Origin of the sequence: Marinomonas sp. ef1, assembly GCF_002806845.1 — a bacterium.
GTDB lineage: Bacteria > Pseudomonadota > Gammaproteobacteria > Pseudomonadales > Marinomonadaceae > Marinomonas > Marinomonas polaris.
The window spans coordinates 98792-113348 of record NZ_NHTT01000004.1 but is presented as its reverse complement, the minus strand read 5'-3'; the positions used below and the strand labels follow the sequence as shown (position 1 = coordinate 113348).

General features: G+C 43.3%; 13 protein-coding genes. 3 read left to right on the top strand and 10 right to left on the bottom strand.

Translation table 11 applies throughout. From position 1 onward, the window contains the following. Positions 1–129 precede the first annotated feature (129 nt). Positions 130–1050: an AraC family transcriptional regulator gene (locus tag CCS02_RS07100; protein ID WP_072839307.1), complete on the bottom strand. Its 921-nt coding sequence runs from the start codon at positions 1048–1050 to the stop codon at positions 130–132. Between the two features lie 174 nt (positions 1051–1224). Here CCS02_RS07100 and CCS02_RS07095 point away from each other — a divergent pair, with 174 nt between their 5' ends. After that, on the top strand, positions 1225–2355 hold the full coding sequence (locus CCS02_RS07095; protein ID WP_100187213.1) for an MFS transporter: 1131 nt from the start codon (positions 1225–1227) through the stop codon (positions 2353–2355). Between the two features lie 77 nt (positions 2356–2432). Here CCS02_RS07095 and gmhB read toward each other — a convergent pair whose 3' ends face one another. From gmhB to def, 7 genes are all read right to left on the bottom strand, one after another. Beyond that, positions 2433–2990 (bottom strand): D-glycero-beta-D-manno-heptose 1,7-bisphosphate 7-phosphatase, encoded by a 558-nt coding sequence (gene gmhB / locus CCS02_RS07090; protein ID WP_072839305.1) that lies wholly within the window; start codon positions 2988–2990, stop codon positions 2433–2435. Between the two features lie 61 nt (positions 2991–3051). Further along, positions 3052–3525 (bottom strand): Cys-tRNA(Pro) deacylase, encoded by a 474-nt coding sequence (gene ybaK, locus CCS02_RS07085; protein ID WP_100636218.1) that lies wholly within the window; start codon positions 3523–3525, stop codon positions 3052–3054. A gap of 38 nt (positions 3526–3563) precedes the next feature. Next, entirely contained in the window at positions 3564–5012 is a 1449-nt protein-coding gene (locus CCS02_RS07080) for a TrkH family potassium uptake protein (protein ID WP_011977851.1), read from the bottom strand. 104 nt (positions 5013–5116) lie between these two features. Further along, entirely contained in the window at positions 5117–6490 is a 1374-nt protein-coding gene (gene trkA, locus CCS02_RS07075; protein ID WP_072839303.1) for a Trk system potassium transporter TrkA, read from the bottom strand. A 406-nt stretch (positions 6491–6896) separates the two neighbouring features. Further along, a complete protein-coding gene (rsmB, locus tag CCS02_RS07070) occupies positions 6897–8267 on the bottom strand; it encodes a 16S rRNA (cytosine(967)-C(5))-methyltransferase RsmB (protein ID WP_100636217.1) in 1371 nt (456 codons plus the stop codon). Then, on the bottom strand, positions 8264–9280 hold the full coding sequence (gene fmt, locus CCS02_RS07065; RefSeq protein ID WP_100187208.1) for a methionyl-tRNA formyltransferase: 1017 nt from the start codon (positions 9278–9280) through the stop codon (positions 8264–8266). The genes rsmB and fmt overlap by 4 nt, the downstream gene beginning before the upstream one ends. Before the next feature lie 85 nt (positions 9281–9365). Continuing rightward, positions 9366–9881, bottom strand: coding sequence for a peptide deformylase (def, locus tag CCS02_RS07060; RefSeq protein WP_072839300.1), 516 nt, complete (start codon positions 9879–9881; stop codon positions 9366–9368). Positions 9882–10136: 255 nt separating this feature from the next. Here def and dprA point away from each other — a divergent pair, with 255 nt between their 5' ends. After that, positions 10137–11450: a DNA-processing protein DprA gene (gene dprA / locus CCS02_RS07055; RefSeq protein ID WP_100187207.1), complete on the top strand. Its 1314-nt coding sequence runs from the start codon at positions 10137–10139 to the stop codon at positions 11448–11450. Between the two features lie 71 nt (positions 11451–11521). On the opposite strand, the gene CCS02_RS07050 is transcribed toward dprA, so the two are convergent. Next, the gene (locus CCS02_RS07050; RefSeq protein WP_072839298.1) at positions 11522–11938 is read right to left on the bottom strand and encodes an RNA-binding S4 domain-containing protein; all 417 of its coding nucleotides are present in this window, start codon (positions 11936–11938) and stop codon (positions 11522–11524) included. A gap of 44 nt (positions 11939–11982) precedes the next feature. Here CCS02_RS07050 and cysQ point away from each other — a divergent pair, with 44 nt between their 5' ends. Continuing rightward, the gene (gene cysQ / locus CCS02_RS07045) at positions 11983–12843 is read left to right on the top strand and encodes a 3'(2'),5'-bisphosphate nucleotidase CysQ (RefSeq protein ID WP_100636216.1); all 861 of its coding nucleotides are present in this window, start codon (positions 11983–11985) and stop codon (positions 12841–12843) included. 121 nt (positions 12844–12964) lie between these two features. Here the strand turns inward: cysQ and CCS02_RS07040 are convergent, their stop codons facing one another. Next, positions 12965–14557 carry an alpha-amylase family glycosyl hydrolase gene (locus CCS02_RS07040; protein WP_100636215.1) on the bottom strand — a complete coding sequence of 531 codons (1593 nt, stop codon included), beginning with the start codon at positions 14555–14557 and terminating at the stop codon, positions 12965–12967.

The following is a 14557-nucleotide window of genomic DNA, read 5'->3' as shown; positions in this document are numbered from 1 at the left end:
AATAGAATAAAACAATATTGATAATGAATATCATTCTACTTTTATTGGAAATATAAAACTTAACTTTTTGGTGCATCTTCAGTAAGAGGAAGAGAGAGGAAGAAATCATTGGATTAGATTATATAAAAGCTATCTTGGCTTGATCGGAAGCCAATATTCCATATAGCTCTGAGGACTGTTTGGATCGTAATCTGGCTCGTAAACTTCTAATTCGTAACCTTGTACTCCGTAATAATTGGACTCAGGTAACCATTGGTAGATAAACCACTCTAGTGCTTTTTCAACTGCCGAAGATTTTCCATAAACGGGAATGACGGCGTATTCTTGAAGTGGAACCTTCACCGTATCTAGTAGAATGGTATTAAATGGGTTGGCGCCACTAAAAATGGTTGGGGATGATGTTTTTATTGGCTCTAAGTACCCGGCCCAATAAAGCATTTGATCTGGATGTTGGGCATGGTCCTGAGTGTCTATTATGCCAATTGGACGATAGCCTTTTGTAACTGTCTTTACTTCTGAAATAACTTGAGACCAAAGCCGTGGAACGCGTTCTGAAAAATTCGGAGAAGCTGAAAATAGTCCCCGAATCCAATCGTATCTGCCTTGAATGTGAAAACCATCGCGACTTTCAATACGTATTTGAGTGAATGTTTTTGGCGTCTCTGTCTGGGCTTTATTAGGGCATCTATATTGTAGTGGCGTACGTAATCCATGACGTTTTCCACGTTGTCGATAATCCCTAGGGGTACAGTTGAACATTTGTTTAAAGGCGCGGGAGAAGCTTATTTCCGAATCAAAACCACATTGCATCGCAATATCTACATGCCTATTTTTACTTGATAGTAACAGTTCTGCAGCTTTGCTTAAGCGTAATTCCCGAATGTATTGAGCAACGCTAAGACCAGTTGCTTGACCAAATACTCGTTGAAACTGCCAGCGCGACCAGCAGCTTTTTTCCGCCAAGCTAGTGACATGAATAGGTTCATCCAGATTTTCGTGGATGTAGTCTAAAACCTTTTCTATACGAGTAAGTCTGTCTTGGTTAGCCATAAGTCGATTTAGGAAAAATAATAATCATTATTATCTATTTTATTTTTAATGCCAATCGATTCTATGGTCGTTAGAGATTTTGTTATTGGTGGCTATTAATTAATCAAGTTGCGTGATTAAATCAAAATCATCTTTATACCATTCAAAAATAATATTTAAAATGGATGTTGCCCGATGAAGGAATTAACTCGAACTGCGCTGTATTGTGCCATGTTTATTGCTGTCGGCGCGGTCGCGGGCTTGCTAGGACCGAGTTTAATTTACTTGGCCGACTTAATTGATGCCTCTGTTGCTGAAATCTCAATTGTTTTTACTGCGCGTGCCATAGGTAATATTCTCGGCGCTTTGTTGGCGGGGAGGATGTTTGATCGCTGGCAAGGTCATCATTACCTTATCGTAATGCTGCTCTGCATGATTACCGGATTGGTGCTGGTGCCGTTCTCGACTGGATTGTCGATGCTGGTGGTGTTGTTTTTCTTGCTAGGCGCGACAGAAGTATCGGCTAATGCGGGTGGCAATATGATGATGCTGTGGCTGCATAAAGAAAAAGTTGGCTCTTATGTCACCATTTTACATTTGTGTCACAGTGCTGGATCTATGCTTGCACCCTTGATTTTGGTGTTCGCTCAGTGGACGGGTCATGGTTATGGCGCAGGTTATTGGATGGTGGCGCTTTACGCTTTGCTTCTGCCGTTGTTGTTATGGCGACAACCGAGTCCAACCTTCGAAGTCCGAGCCAGTGAAGTAGTGCCAGCGACAAAACAAAAAGCGACTTTTTTGGCATTTCTAACTGTCATTTTCTTATATGTGGGTTTTGAAATAACTATCGCTGGTTGGATCAGTACTTATGCTGTTCTGTCTGGTGAAGATCAAAATACCGCGGCTATTTTGGTTACTTGGTTCTTTGTGAGTTTGTCGTTGGGTCGTTTGTTCTCGGTATTTTTGTTGCGTTGGATTACGCCCCGACAAGGTATCTATGGTTTGCTGGTGGTGAGTTTCAGCGGAAGTTTGATGATGATTTTTTCCGATGCTTCGTTAGTGGTGATTGCCTTGTGGTTGGGTTTGGGATGTTCGGCATTTTTTCCAATGTTGTTCTCCTATGCCAACAGCATTATGGCGCTCAATGGCAAACGTACGGGGTACGTTTTTGTGTGTTGTGGATTAGGTGCTTTGGTGGCACCGTCGTTAACTGGGCCAATTATCGAGGTCTTTAGTGCCGCAGCGTTTCCGTATCTTTTATTGGTTCTAGCGTTATTAATGGTGTTTAGTTGGCAGAGATTGGCTGGGATGACGCGAGGCAGTTAGCTGTTGCATTCGAATACCTTGTTAGTGAATGTCCACTAACAAGGTATTTTTTTAGATTGTAAACTCTCTAAATCCGGTTAGCTGTATTTGTGCAGTGTCGCAATGGTGAATGCGGCAAGATCTGTGTAGACGCTGAATGGGAAGTCTATCGTCTTGTACTGCGTTTCACGGCCCTTTCCTGTTAAAACCAATACTGGTGAACAACCACGAGCATTTCCTGCCTGAAGATCTCGTAGAGAGTCTCCGACCATAATGGCTGGGTTGTCTTCGAATGATAAGCCTAGTTCTGCTTCAATCGCTTCAATCATACCGCTTTTGGGTTTGCGGCAGTTGCAGTCATCATCTGGGCCATGAGGGCAGTATTGAATGCCATCCACTTTACCGCCTTCTGCTTTGACTAGCGCGGTCATTTTATCGTGCATGGCATGCAGTGTGGCTTCGTCATAATAGCCACGAGCAATGCCTGATTGGTTAGTTACCACAAAGACTTTAAAGCCTGCTTTGGACAATGCCGCAATGGATTTAATGCTGCCAGAGATAGGCTGCCACTCATCGACAGATTTTACATAAGCGTCTGAGTCTTGGTTAATGACGCCGTCTCGGTCTAATAGAATGATGGGTTTAATTTGCGCCATAGGAATGCCTTTTTTGAATTACGTTGTTTGTTTCGTTACTATTTCATCATGGTGTTGAGCGTTATTTTACTTCACCAATCGCTGCGAAGATGGCGTTACGACAGGTGCGGCTAAGATCATTTGGCGCTAGGCCGATATCCAGTCCTCGTTGTCCGCCGCTGACATAGATTTTTTCAAACGTCTGTGCACTTTGGTCAATACAAGTGATGAGGCTTTTCTTTTGCCCTACTGGGCTGATACCGCCAACCAAATAACCAGTAAGTCGCTCGGCATCTTTCACGTCTGTCATGTGTAATTTTTTAACGCCTAGCGCACTGGCAGCTCGTTTTAAATTTAAGGTACCAGTCACTGGCACAATGGTGACGAAGGTATTTTTGTCGTCGGTGACTAATAGAGTCTTGAACACACAAGAAGGATCGAGATTGAGTTTCTCTGCGGCCTCTTCGCCAAAATTAGAACAATGTGGATCGTGTTCATATTCGTGAATACTAAACGCAATCTTCAGTTTTCTAAGTTGGTTAATCGCCGGTGTCACTGTCTTGATCCTTATGCGTTATCTAATTTTAGCGCTTTCTATTTTTGCCAGAACATTGGCGTGAACAACACCAATAAAGTAAATACTTCCAAACGACCCAACAACATAGAAAAACACAGCATCCATTTTGCAGGGTCGCTGACGCTGGTAAAACTGGAAGCTACGTCGCCCAAACCTGGCCCCAAGTTATTTAATGTCGCAGCAACGGCAGACCAAGCCGTTACCTGATCTAATCCTGTTGCCATTAGGCCAATCATTAGCACCACGTAAACTAATAAGTAGGCTGAGAAGAATCCCCATACCGCAGACACAACTCGTTCATTGATGGCTTTGCCGCCCACCTTAACCGGAATAACAGCGTTTGGGTGAATCAAGCGTTTGATCTCTCGCATACCTTGCTTGAGGATCAGAAGTATACGAATAACCTTCATACCACCACCGGTCGAACTGGCACAGCCACCGACAAACGAGGTGACGATCAATAAGAAGGGTAAAAAATGCGGCCAGCTAGCAAAGTCTGATGTACTGAAACCGGACGTTGTCGCAATTGATACACTCTCGAATACAGCATAGCGTATTGAGGTACTCCAGTCGTAAGTCGACGTCATAGCAAGTACGAGAATTGCCAAAATAACTGTGCTGGAAAGTATCAATAAAAAGAAACGTGCTTCCGGATCTTTAAAATAATGCCACACGCTTTTGTGACGCCAAGCGTAGAAATGCAGTGCGAAGTTGAACGCCGATACAATCATAAAGAAGGTACAAATCATCTCAATAGCGACACTATTGAAATAACCAATACTCTCATCATGAGTCGAGAAACCACCAATAGCCACCGTTGAGAAACTATGACAAATCGCATCAAATAAACTCATTCCGGCGATCCAATAACCCAAGGCACAAACGCTGGTTAAGGTCGCATAAATGTACCAAAGTGCTTTCGCAGTTTCGGCAATTCGTGGTGTGAGTTTAGTGTCTTTTACGGGCCCCGGTGTTTCAGCGCGATACAGCTGCATACCACCGATGCCCAACATCGGCATGATGGCAACGGCCAATACGATGATACCCATGCCACCTAACCAAGTAAGTAACTGGCGATAAAACAGAATTGATTGAGGTAAAGCATCAATGCCAGTGAGTATGGTTGCCCCTGTTGTAGTGAGTCCTGAGATAGATTCGAACAAGGCATCTGTGAAAGTTAAGTCTGGTGTTTCGGCTAAGAAGAAAGGCACCGAACCGAACAAGCCTAGTACTGTCCAGAACAACACAGTGACTAAGAAGCCATCACGAATTTTTAACTCCCCACGTTCATTCCGAACTGGGAACCATAGAAGAAAGCCGCCTAATAAATTCACGCCCAATGCATAAAGAAACGCATTGAGTGCGCCATCAGAATAAATCAAAGAAACGATAATGGGTGGAATCAGCGACACACTGAACACCATTACCAATAATCCGATGACACGTAAAATAACACTAAAATGCATACTTGCTTCCTAGACCCCGACGTCATTCTTGTGCCGGGTCAATGTTAAAAATCAGGTGAAGCCAATTGAGTCAGGCTTCTATTTTTTGCTAAAAAGCATTCAAATTAAAAGAAGCTTAAACCCACTTGGAATAGCTGCTCTACCGCTGGAATTTGTTTTTTGTTGGTCACGAAAATGATGACGTGATCTTCTGCTTGGATCACCAATTCGCTGGTGGCAACAATCAAATCGTCTTCACGAACGATGGCGCCAATGGTTGCGCCTTCAGGCAAATTCAAATTGGCAATACTGCGGCCAACCACTTTTGAAGAACGATAATCACCGTGTGCGACCGCTTCTAATGCTTCCGCAGCACCTTTGCGCATCGAGTGAACGTTCACCACGTCACCGCGTCGAATATAACTTAGTAGCGAACTGATGGTAGTTTGTTGCGGCGAAATCGCAATGTCGATCATGCCTTCTTGAACGATATCGACGTACGCAGGGTTATTGATGATGGTCATAACTGTGCGAACGCCGAGTACTTTTGCCAGCATGGAAGACATGATATTGGCTTCATCGTTATTGGTTAATGCACAGAATACGTCAGTGGATTCTATATTTTCTTCAAGCAGTAATTCCTGCTTAGACGCATCGCCGTTTAGTACTATGGTGTTGTCCAAAGTTTCAGACAAATAACGACAGCGCTCAGGATCACGTTCGATGATTTTAACGCGGTATTCTTTTTCTAAACTCTGTGCCAAACGCTCACCAATGTTACCGCCGCCAGCGATGATAATGCGTCGATAAGGAACATCCAAAGGACGCAGTTCACTCATTACATCTAATACGTCACGTTGAGCGGTTAGAAAGAAGACTTCGTCGTTGGCGCGAATGTGTGTGTTGCCGTCAGGAGAAATAGATTTGCCGTCACGATAAATTGCTGCGATACGAGTTTGGATTGACGGCATGTGTTCTTTCAAAAAGCTGATTGGTTGATCGATCAGTGGACCACCCTTTTCCGCTTTGACTACAACTAACTGTACTTTGCCTTCCGCAAATTCCATAACCTGCAACGCGCCTGGATAACGAATCAAGCGGCTTAAATGTTTAGTCACTTCTTTTTCTGGGCTGATACGAACATCCATTGGAATAGCTGAATCAACAAAGAGTTCTGGATAATTTGCATAAGCGCTAGAACGGACACGACCGATTTTAGTCGGTGTTTTAAATAAGGTGTGAGCAATCTGACAGGCGATCATATTGGTTTCGTCTTGGTTGCTCACCGCAATGAGCATGTCAGCATCGTTGCAACCGGCTTGATCTAATACAGCTGGGTGTGAGCCACTGCCCTCAACTGTTTGAATGTCGAGACGATCTTGCAGTTCTCTAAGGCGGGTTAAATCTGTATCAATGACGGTAATATCGTTATCTTCACTTGCCAAGTTTTCCGCAAGCGTGGCGCCAACCTGCCCCGCGCCTATAATGATGATTTTCATAGTCTGCCTTAGAGCGTGATTTTTTCGGCTCTTTGTTTAGTGTATTAATTCAAATGTCAAAATTGAGTTGTTTGGTTGATCGAGCGTGCATATTTTTTGCTCGAATCAAGTAGAGCAAGTTTACCCACATAAGGACAATTATTTAACTTGAACTTGATAAATACTCGTAATTATTTTGGATGATCATGTAATGAGATTTCTTTTGTTACTTATCCAGTGTTGAAACTGAGAGGCAAGTTCGCTATCAGCATGGACTAATATTAATTGAACTCAAAAAAATGCCCAACAAACTGTGTTTCATGTGAAACAATTTGTCGGGCCTTTTTATAAAACGACCTATTTTTCAGTCGTTTGCTTGAGATGATCTGTGCCTGTTTTTTATTTCTACTTACTAGACCTAGACGGCTTAAGCTTTTTGTAGAAGACAGTAGTAGAAACCATCATGAGCGTCTGCTTGCGGAAATAATTGCCTACCATGGCTGACAGGAATCCCCCACTCCATCGCAAAGTCAGGCGCTAAAGAATTGATCGCGACTTCTTTCGCGTCTTCTTGGTTTGCTAAGAAGTGTTGGATTTGTTGTTCGTTTTCTTCTGGCATCAAGGAACAAGTTGCGTACAACATGAAGCCACCAGATTTTAACGTTGTCCAAACCTTGTTAAGAATCTCTCGCTGGATGATAACGAGATCATCAATGTCAGCTGGTTTTCGATTGATCTTAATGTCTGGGTTACGACGAATAACACCTGTTGCCGTACAAGGAACGTCGAGTAGGATTTTATCGAAATGCTCGCCATCCCACCATGCATCAAGATCACTCGCATCTGCACAGATCAACTGCGCCGAATAGCCAAGGCGTGCCAAATTGGATTCGATTTTTTCCATGCGCCAAGGCTCTAGTTCAACCGCAGTGAGTTCCATTGAACTTAGTCCAGCAGAGTTGGCTTTCTCTAATAAGTGCCCTGTTTTTCCACCAGGTGCTGCACAGGCATCCAATACTTTTTCGCCGTTTTTGGGCGATAAAATATGAGCTGAAAGCTGAGCGGCTTCATCTTGAACGCTGACAAAACCTGCATCAAAACCTGGTAACTCTCCAACACGAACAGCATTTCTTAGGTACAAAGCTGAATCTGAAAATTCGCCATCTTCAGAGTCTATACCCAGATCAGCAAGTTGCTCCTTGTATGTTTCACGTGAAACCAGACTGTCATTTACGCGAATGCACATTGGCGGATGCGTGTTACTTGCTTCGATAATGTCTTCAAGATACTCTGGCCAATGCTTATTAAAACGCTTCACCAGCCATTTCGGCATGTTGAATTCTACGGAAGGTTGAGCTTCTAGAATCTCAACTATTTCGTCGGCTTCTCTTTGGTAACGACGTAGCACTGCATTCATTAACTTGGTTGCCCAGTCTTTTTTCAAGATCCGGCACGCTTCTACTGTTTCATTTACTGCCGCATGATCTGGGGTGTTCATGTAGGTTAATTGATACAAACCTAAAAGTAAGACAGCGTATAAATCTGTGTCCTTTTCTTCAAAAGGATGCGCCAATAAATGTAAGGCAATGCTGTTTAGTCTTGGGTACTGACGACATACACCAAAGCATAATTCTTTAAGCATTGGTGCATGTTCGCTTGCAACATCTATTTGATGGCGAGCAAGTTGCGTACTAAGTGAACCCTGTTGAAGCAGGATATTAGTGATGACTGTAACCGCCACTTGGCGAGCACTTTGCTGGCTAGTTTTAGATGGGAAGCTTTCGTCGTATTGGTTCATGCTGTTTGCCCACTCTTGTTTTCACTTTCATTAACGCCAAGACGCTGACCAATTTCTAGGGCGGCTTTGTTTTTACCATTTAAGGCGTCTTGCACTTTCATGCGCTTGCCGCCCGCAAATTGGATCTCAGTAATAAGGATAGAACCTTGCCCAGTGGCAACGATAATACCCTCTTTGCTAACCACCAAAATATCGCCTGGTGTGGAAGCTTCATCGCTTACGCTGGCAATGTGTGCCGCATGGATTTTCATTACACCAGCAAGGCTGTTGGTGTAAGCAACAGGCCAAGGAGATAAACCGCGAATTTGACGCTCGATCAATTCTGCCGAAGATGACCAGTTCACATCGCCCTCTTGCTTGGTTAGTTTGGCTGCGTAGCAAGTGAGGCTTTCATCTTGTTGCTCAGGAACCAATGTGCCGGCTTTGAATTTTTCTAGAGCTTCAATTAGTGCACTTCCGCCAAGAACCGCCAAGCGATCGTGCAACGTTTCTGAGGTGTCTGTTGGTTTGATATCACAGTATGCTTTTAACAACATGTCGCCAGTATCCAAGCCAACATCCATTTGCATTATGGTGATGCCGGTTTCGCCATCGCCAGCAATCAGCGAACGATGGATAGGAGCAGCACCGCGCCAGCGAGGAAGTAAAGAAGCGTGGACGTTGATGCAACCAAACTTAGGCGTATCCAATACCACTTTTGGCAGGATAATTCCGTACGCGGCGACAATCATAAGATCAGCCTCTAACGCTGCGAGTTGTGCCTTGTCTTCATCCTGTTTGAAATTCAATGGCTGATAAACTGGAATGTCGTTGGCGATAGCAAGTTGCTTAACAGGGCTCTGAACTAGCTTTTGACCACGGCCTGCTGGACGATCTGGCTGAGTATAAACGCCGACGATCTGATACTGGTTTTCAGCATTTGAATCTTTTGTGTTTGTTAAGAGTGCTTGCAGGCTGGCAGCTGCGAATTCAGGTGTGCCAGCAAAAACAATACGAAGTGGTGAGGTTGGCATAAAGGTTCCTTAACAAAAAATCAGGCCAAAGCCTGATTTTATAATACGAGTATCAATGATCTATTGGCTAAAAAGAGTCGTCTTCTTAACCTTGTTTTTGAGCTAGCTTATGGGCTTTTTCTAGTTTGCTCTTAATACGATTACGCTTTAGAGGCGTCAAATAATCGACCATAAGTTTGCCGTCTAGGTGATCAACTTCATGTTGAACACAAACCGCCATTAGCTCATCGACTTCCAAAGTGAATGGTTTGCCGTTGCGGTCTAATGCTTTGACTCTTACTTTCGCAGCACGATAAATGTGCTCGTAAAAACCAGGAACAGACAAACAGCCTTCTTGGAATTCATTTGGCTCGTCATCTAAAATTTCGAATTCTGGATTAATAAAAACGATAGGCTCGTTACGTTCTTCTGAAAAATCCATCACCACAAGACGGTGGTGATAATCCACTTGTGTCGCCGCCAAGCCCAAACCGTTCTCGTCATACATGGTATCAAGCATGTCGTCGATTTTGGTTTGCAGCTCATCAGTGAACTTGGTAATTGGCTTAGCAATTTTGCGTAAGCGTTTGTCTGGGTATTCAAGTACAGTTAAAACAGCCATGATCTTTTCCAACGATGTGTCTTTGTTCGTGAGCGGAGACGTTCTCTCCTACTCTTTTCATTGCGTCTATTGTAACGCAAGTCTGGCCGTTGAGCAGTCTTCTCATGGCGGTTTTTTGGCCAATATGATTGAATAGCCTACATAGCCAATGACTATTCGCTCTTGGTTTTGTATTTTAAGTACTCTTATTTTGTTTTTTAAGTAAACGTACGGGCAAGGAATGCCCATGTTCAACTCACAAGGAAGCTGCTTATCATGTCTACCTCTAATGCCTCTGGTTTGTCGAAAACAGATTGGTTATGCTTAAGTTTCTTATCGGGCATTGGCCCATCTCGACTCTCGCGTCTTTATACTTATCTCAGTCAACTTGATTATCATGCATCAATGGATAATGCTGAAAACTTACCCTTATTTAGTAAAGAAGAACTAAACGACGCGAGTTCCTCAGAGAAGATAACTTATGATTTGTTGATCGCGTTAAAGTGGCCAGAGATTACAGCGCGTCAGGCCATGGATTATTTTTCCAATGGCATACTCACTAAAGAACAAGAAGCCAAACGTGATGAATCATTAGCTTGGTTGGAAGAAGCCGATCACCACTTAGTACTGCAAGAAGACGAACACTATCCCGCGGCGTTAAAAGAGATCTCCGTCGCGCCGGCGTTTCTTTATGTAGAAGGTAACCGAGATGCCTTGTCATTGCCGAAAATCGGCATTGTGGGAGCGCGCAAATGTACGCGTTATGGAAGAGATGCCACCTTTCAATTTGCCGAGCAACTATCGGCTCGAGGCATTTGTGTGGTGAGTGGCGGCGCTATGGGTGTCGATACTGCGGCTCATCAAGGCGCTTTATATAACAAGACAACACCAACTATTGCGGTAATGGGAACTGGCTTGTTTCACCGCTACCCACACCATAATCGCCAGATGTTTAAAGAAATCCTAGAAAAAGGCGGCGCATTAATAAGTGAATACCCACTATCAACCAGTCCTCGCCCTCACCTGTTTCCACCGCGGAATCGAATTATCAGTGGTTTAAGTATGGGCGTGCTGGTATCAGAGGCTTCTATCAAAAGTGGTTCATTGATCAGTGCGAGTTATGCCATCCAACAGAACCGAGAAGTGTTCGCCTTGCCCGGTCGTTTGATTGACCCACAATCAGAAGGTTGTCATCAGTTACTTCGACAAGGTGCCACCTTGGTTCGTCATGTAGATGATATTTTAGCCGAGTGCTCAGAACTGTCCTGTGCTTCTATAACTAAAATAATTAAGACAGCTAAAAGCTCGACCGCTAACAAGAATAGTAAAAAACAATCATCTGAAAATAGAAATCAAACTGCTGGAAGCACACCTATTTTAGTGTCGAATCAGGTGCATGCTTTGCCGGAATCTACGTCCGATAGCGCAAAGGCAGTTATTGTCATTATGGAACAAGAAGCACAGCCTATGGATTTTGATGCCTTGATTCGCCAAAGCAAAATGGACGCAGGATTGATGATGCAGGTGTTAATGGAATTGGAATTGTATGGCTGTGTGGAGAATCGAGAAGGCCTTTATTGTCGTTGTTAAGTAGACGGCGCTGACCTTCTCTCTCTTTACTTATTATCTTGAGATATGTAATGCGTGATATTAGATCTAGATTACATGTCGCTAAAAATATCTTTCTTCAGCTGCTTAATATCACGACGCTCTTTTTTATTCGGCTTATGGTCAGACATAATTCGGCCACCAAAAGACTTGTTTTCGAGAGCGCGTTTTTCACGTTTTTCTATCGACTGTGGCGTTTCCTCATAAAGCAATTGTGCTTCAGGTGCGCCACGACGTTGGCCGCTGATGTCTTTGATTTCGACGACCTTTTCATCCCAACCAACACGTATGCCAATTAAGGCACCAATTTCCACATTACGGCTGGCTTTGCCTTTACTTCCGTTGTAAGACACCTTGCCGCCATCGATGGCGTCTTTACAAAGTGAACGAGTTTTAAAAAAACGTGCGGCCCAAAGCCACTTATCTAAACGAACGGCTTGTGGTGCCGACTGCTTTTCTGGTTTACTCATAAAGAATGCGTTGACCCTATTCTGTTGTCATATTTGAGGCTGTTATGCAGGACATTAGTAAACACCCAATTTTTCAAGCTCTTCAAAAAATAATACACGATGCCGCCGATGTGATCATGGATATTTATCAACGTGCAGATTTAGGCATTGAACAAAAACAGGATGATAGTCCTGTGACCGCTGCTGATCTCGCTGCGCACAAAGTGATTCTAGCAGGTTTGCAAGCACTTACACCCAATATTCCTGTTCTTTCAGAAGAGAGCTCTGAAGAAGGTCAGGTGACGTTTGAAGAGCGTTCTAAATGGCCTATGTTGTGGATCGTTGATCCGCTCGACGGTACAAAAGAATTCATTAAGCGTAATGGCGAATTCAGTATTAATATCGCCTTGGTTGAAAACGGTGCACCCATTCTAGGTGTGGTGTATTTACCGACCACAACCGAAGGCTATTTTGGTGTGACCAAAGCGTGGCAAAATTTGCCAGTAGGCGCGTTTAAATGGCAAGGCGATGAATACGAAAGCATCAACGTACGTGAACCTCGCGAACCTATTATTGCTATGACAAGTCGTAGCCATGGTCCTGCGCTTCCAGCCTCGCTGAAAAATAAATTAAAGCAAAGTTACGAGCAAGTAAGAGAGTTACCAAAGGGCAGCTCAATTAAAGGCTGTCGAATTGCTGAAGGGATTGCGGATCTGCATCTGCGTCGTGGCCCAACAAGTGAATGGGACACCGCTGCTCAGCAAGCCATCATCGAAGCCGCTGGCGGAATGCTAGTCACACCGGATGGAAAACCATTTCGTTACAACCAAAGAGAAACCCTGCTCAACGGCCACTTCTTTGTATCGGGTGCTGAACTCGCCCCGTATGTGATGAACTGGTATCTAGAAAACGAGGAAGAAGAGTAAGCGTTACTCTTCTTCCTCTTCCTCTTCCCTTCCTTTACCTTATCTGATTGTTTCACGTGAAATATTTTAAGTGGCAACAAGCCCTAAGGTAAAACGTTGAGCTTGTTGCCTATAAAATTTGTTACTTCGTGAAAAAAGCAAAACCATTTGCCCCCAATACTAGCTCTTTCCCTTCAACCTTAGTGTTACCAACTTTAATACATTGATTAAACTCAGTTGTATTTTGATAAGTAATCGACTGATTGCCTAAGTTAAAGATACATAGCATTGTGTCACCTCGAACGAATGCTAAAAGTGAATTATCATCGTTGATGAAGAGAGTGTTACCATTTCGTAGGATAGAATTTTGTTTACGAAACGCAAGCATCTCTCGATAAAAATTGAGTACAGACGATGGCTTATTCTGCTGGTCAGCAACATTTAATTGGCGTTGAGTTTCTTTAACTGGAAGCCATGGAGTTGAAGATGAAAAACCGGAAAACTTTGAGTTATCCCAGCTCATTGGAGTTCGGCAACCATCCCTTCCTTTGTCTTCAGGCCAAAACTCAATTCCTTGCGGGTCAACAAGTTCGTCATAGCTTAGATCTGTTTCTTGTTGGCCCAGTTCTTCACCTTGATACAAGCAAACAGAGCCTTCTAAACTTAGTAATAAAGCACAAGCCTGTTTAGCTAAAGCGGTTGGATCTTCAGCGTGTTTTTTCCAGCGGCTAACATGTCGAACAACATCATGATTGGAAAAGGCCCAGCAAGGCCATCCTTCTGGTGCTAGTCGGAAAAATTCGGTTATTTGTTTGGAAAAATGTTTGGGTGAAAACGAATTACCTAACATTTCAAATGAGTATGCCATATGCAATCGTTTATCTGTCGTATACTCCCCCATCATTTCTATTGGATGGTGGCTCTCACCTACTTCTCCAACTGATGTCGTGGCTCCATATTCATCTAGTAAAGCTCTAAACTTTTTAAGGAATACCAAATTCTCTGGTTGGTTTTTTGAAAATAAATGATATTGCATGTGGTAAGGATTCCAATCCGCTACAGATTTTTGACGAAAATCAGCGGCATCATCCCGTAGCAATTTATCATGAAAATAGTAGTTCACAGTATCTAGACGAAAACCATCCACTCCGCGTTCTAGCCAAAATCGTACAGTACTGAGAATCCATTCTTGAACATTTGGATTATGGAAATTTAAATCAGGCTGTTGGCGTAAAAAATTATGCATATAATACTGTTTACGACGAGAATCCCACTGCCAGCCAGTCCCTCCAAAAATCGATAACCAATTGTTTGGTGGTGAACCGTCAGGTTTTGCATCTGCCCATATGTACCAGTCGGCCTTATCATTGGTTTGATTTTGTCGGCTTTCTAAGAAATATGGGTGTTGATCACTGGTGTGTGAGAGCACTTGATCAATGATGACTTTAAGCCCCAAACTATGAGCCTTGGCTATCATTTCATCAAAATCTGATAGTGTTCCGAAAGACGGATCTATATCTATATAATTTGAAACATCATAACCCATATCTTTCATTGGTGATGTGAATATGGGAGACAGCCAAATAGCGTCAACACCAAAATCAGCCAAATAATCTAAACGGCTCGTGATGCCAGGAATATCCCCTATACCGTCACCGTTACTATCTAGGAAAGATCGTGGATAAATCTGATAGGTAACGCTACCTCGCCACCATTCTTGTTCAATAGTATTCAT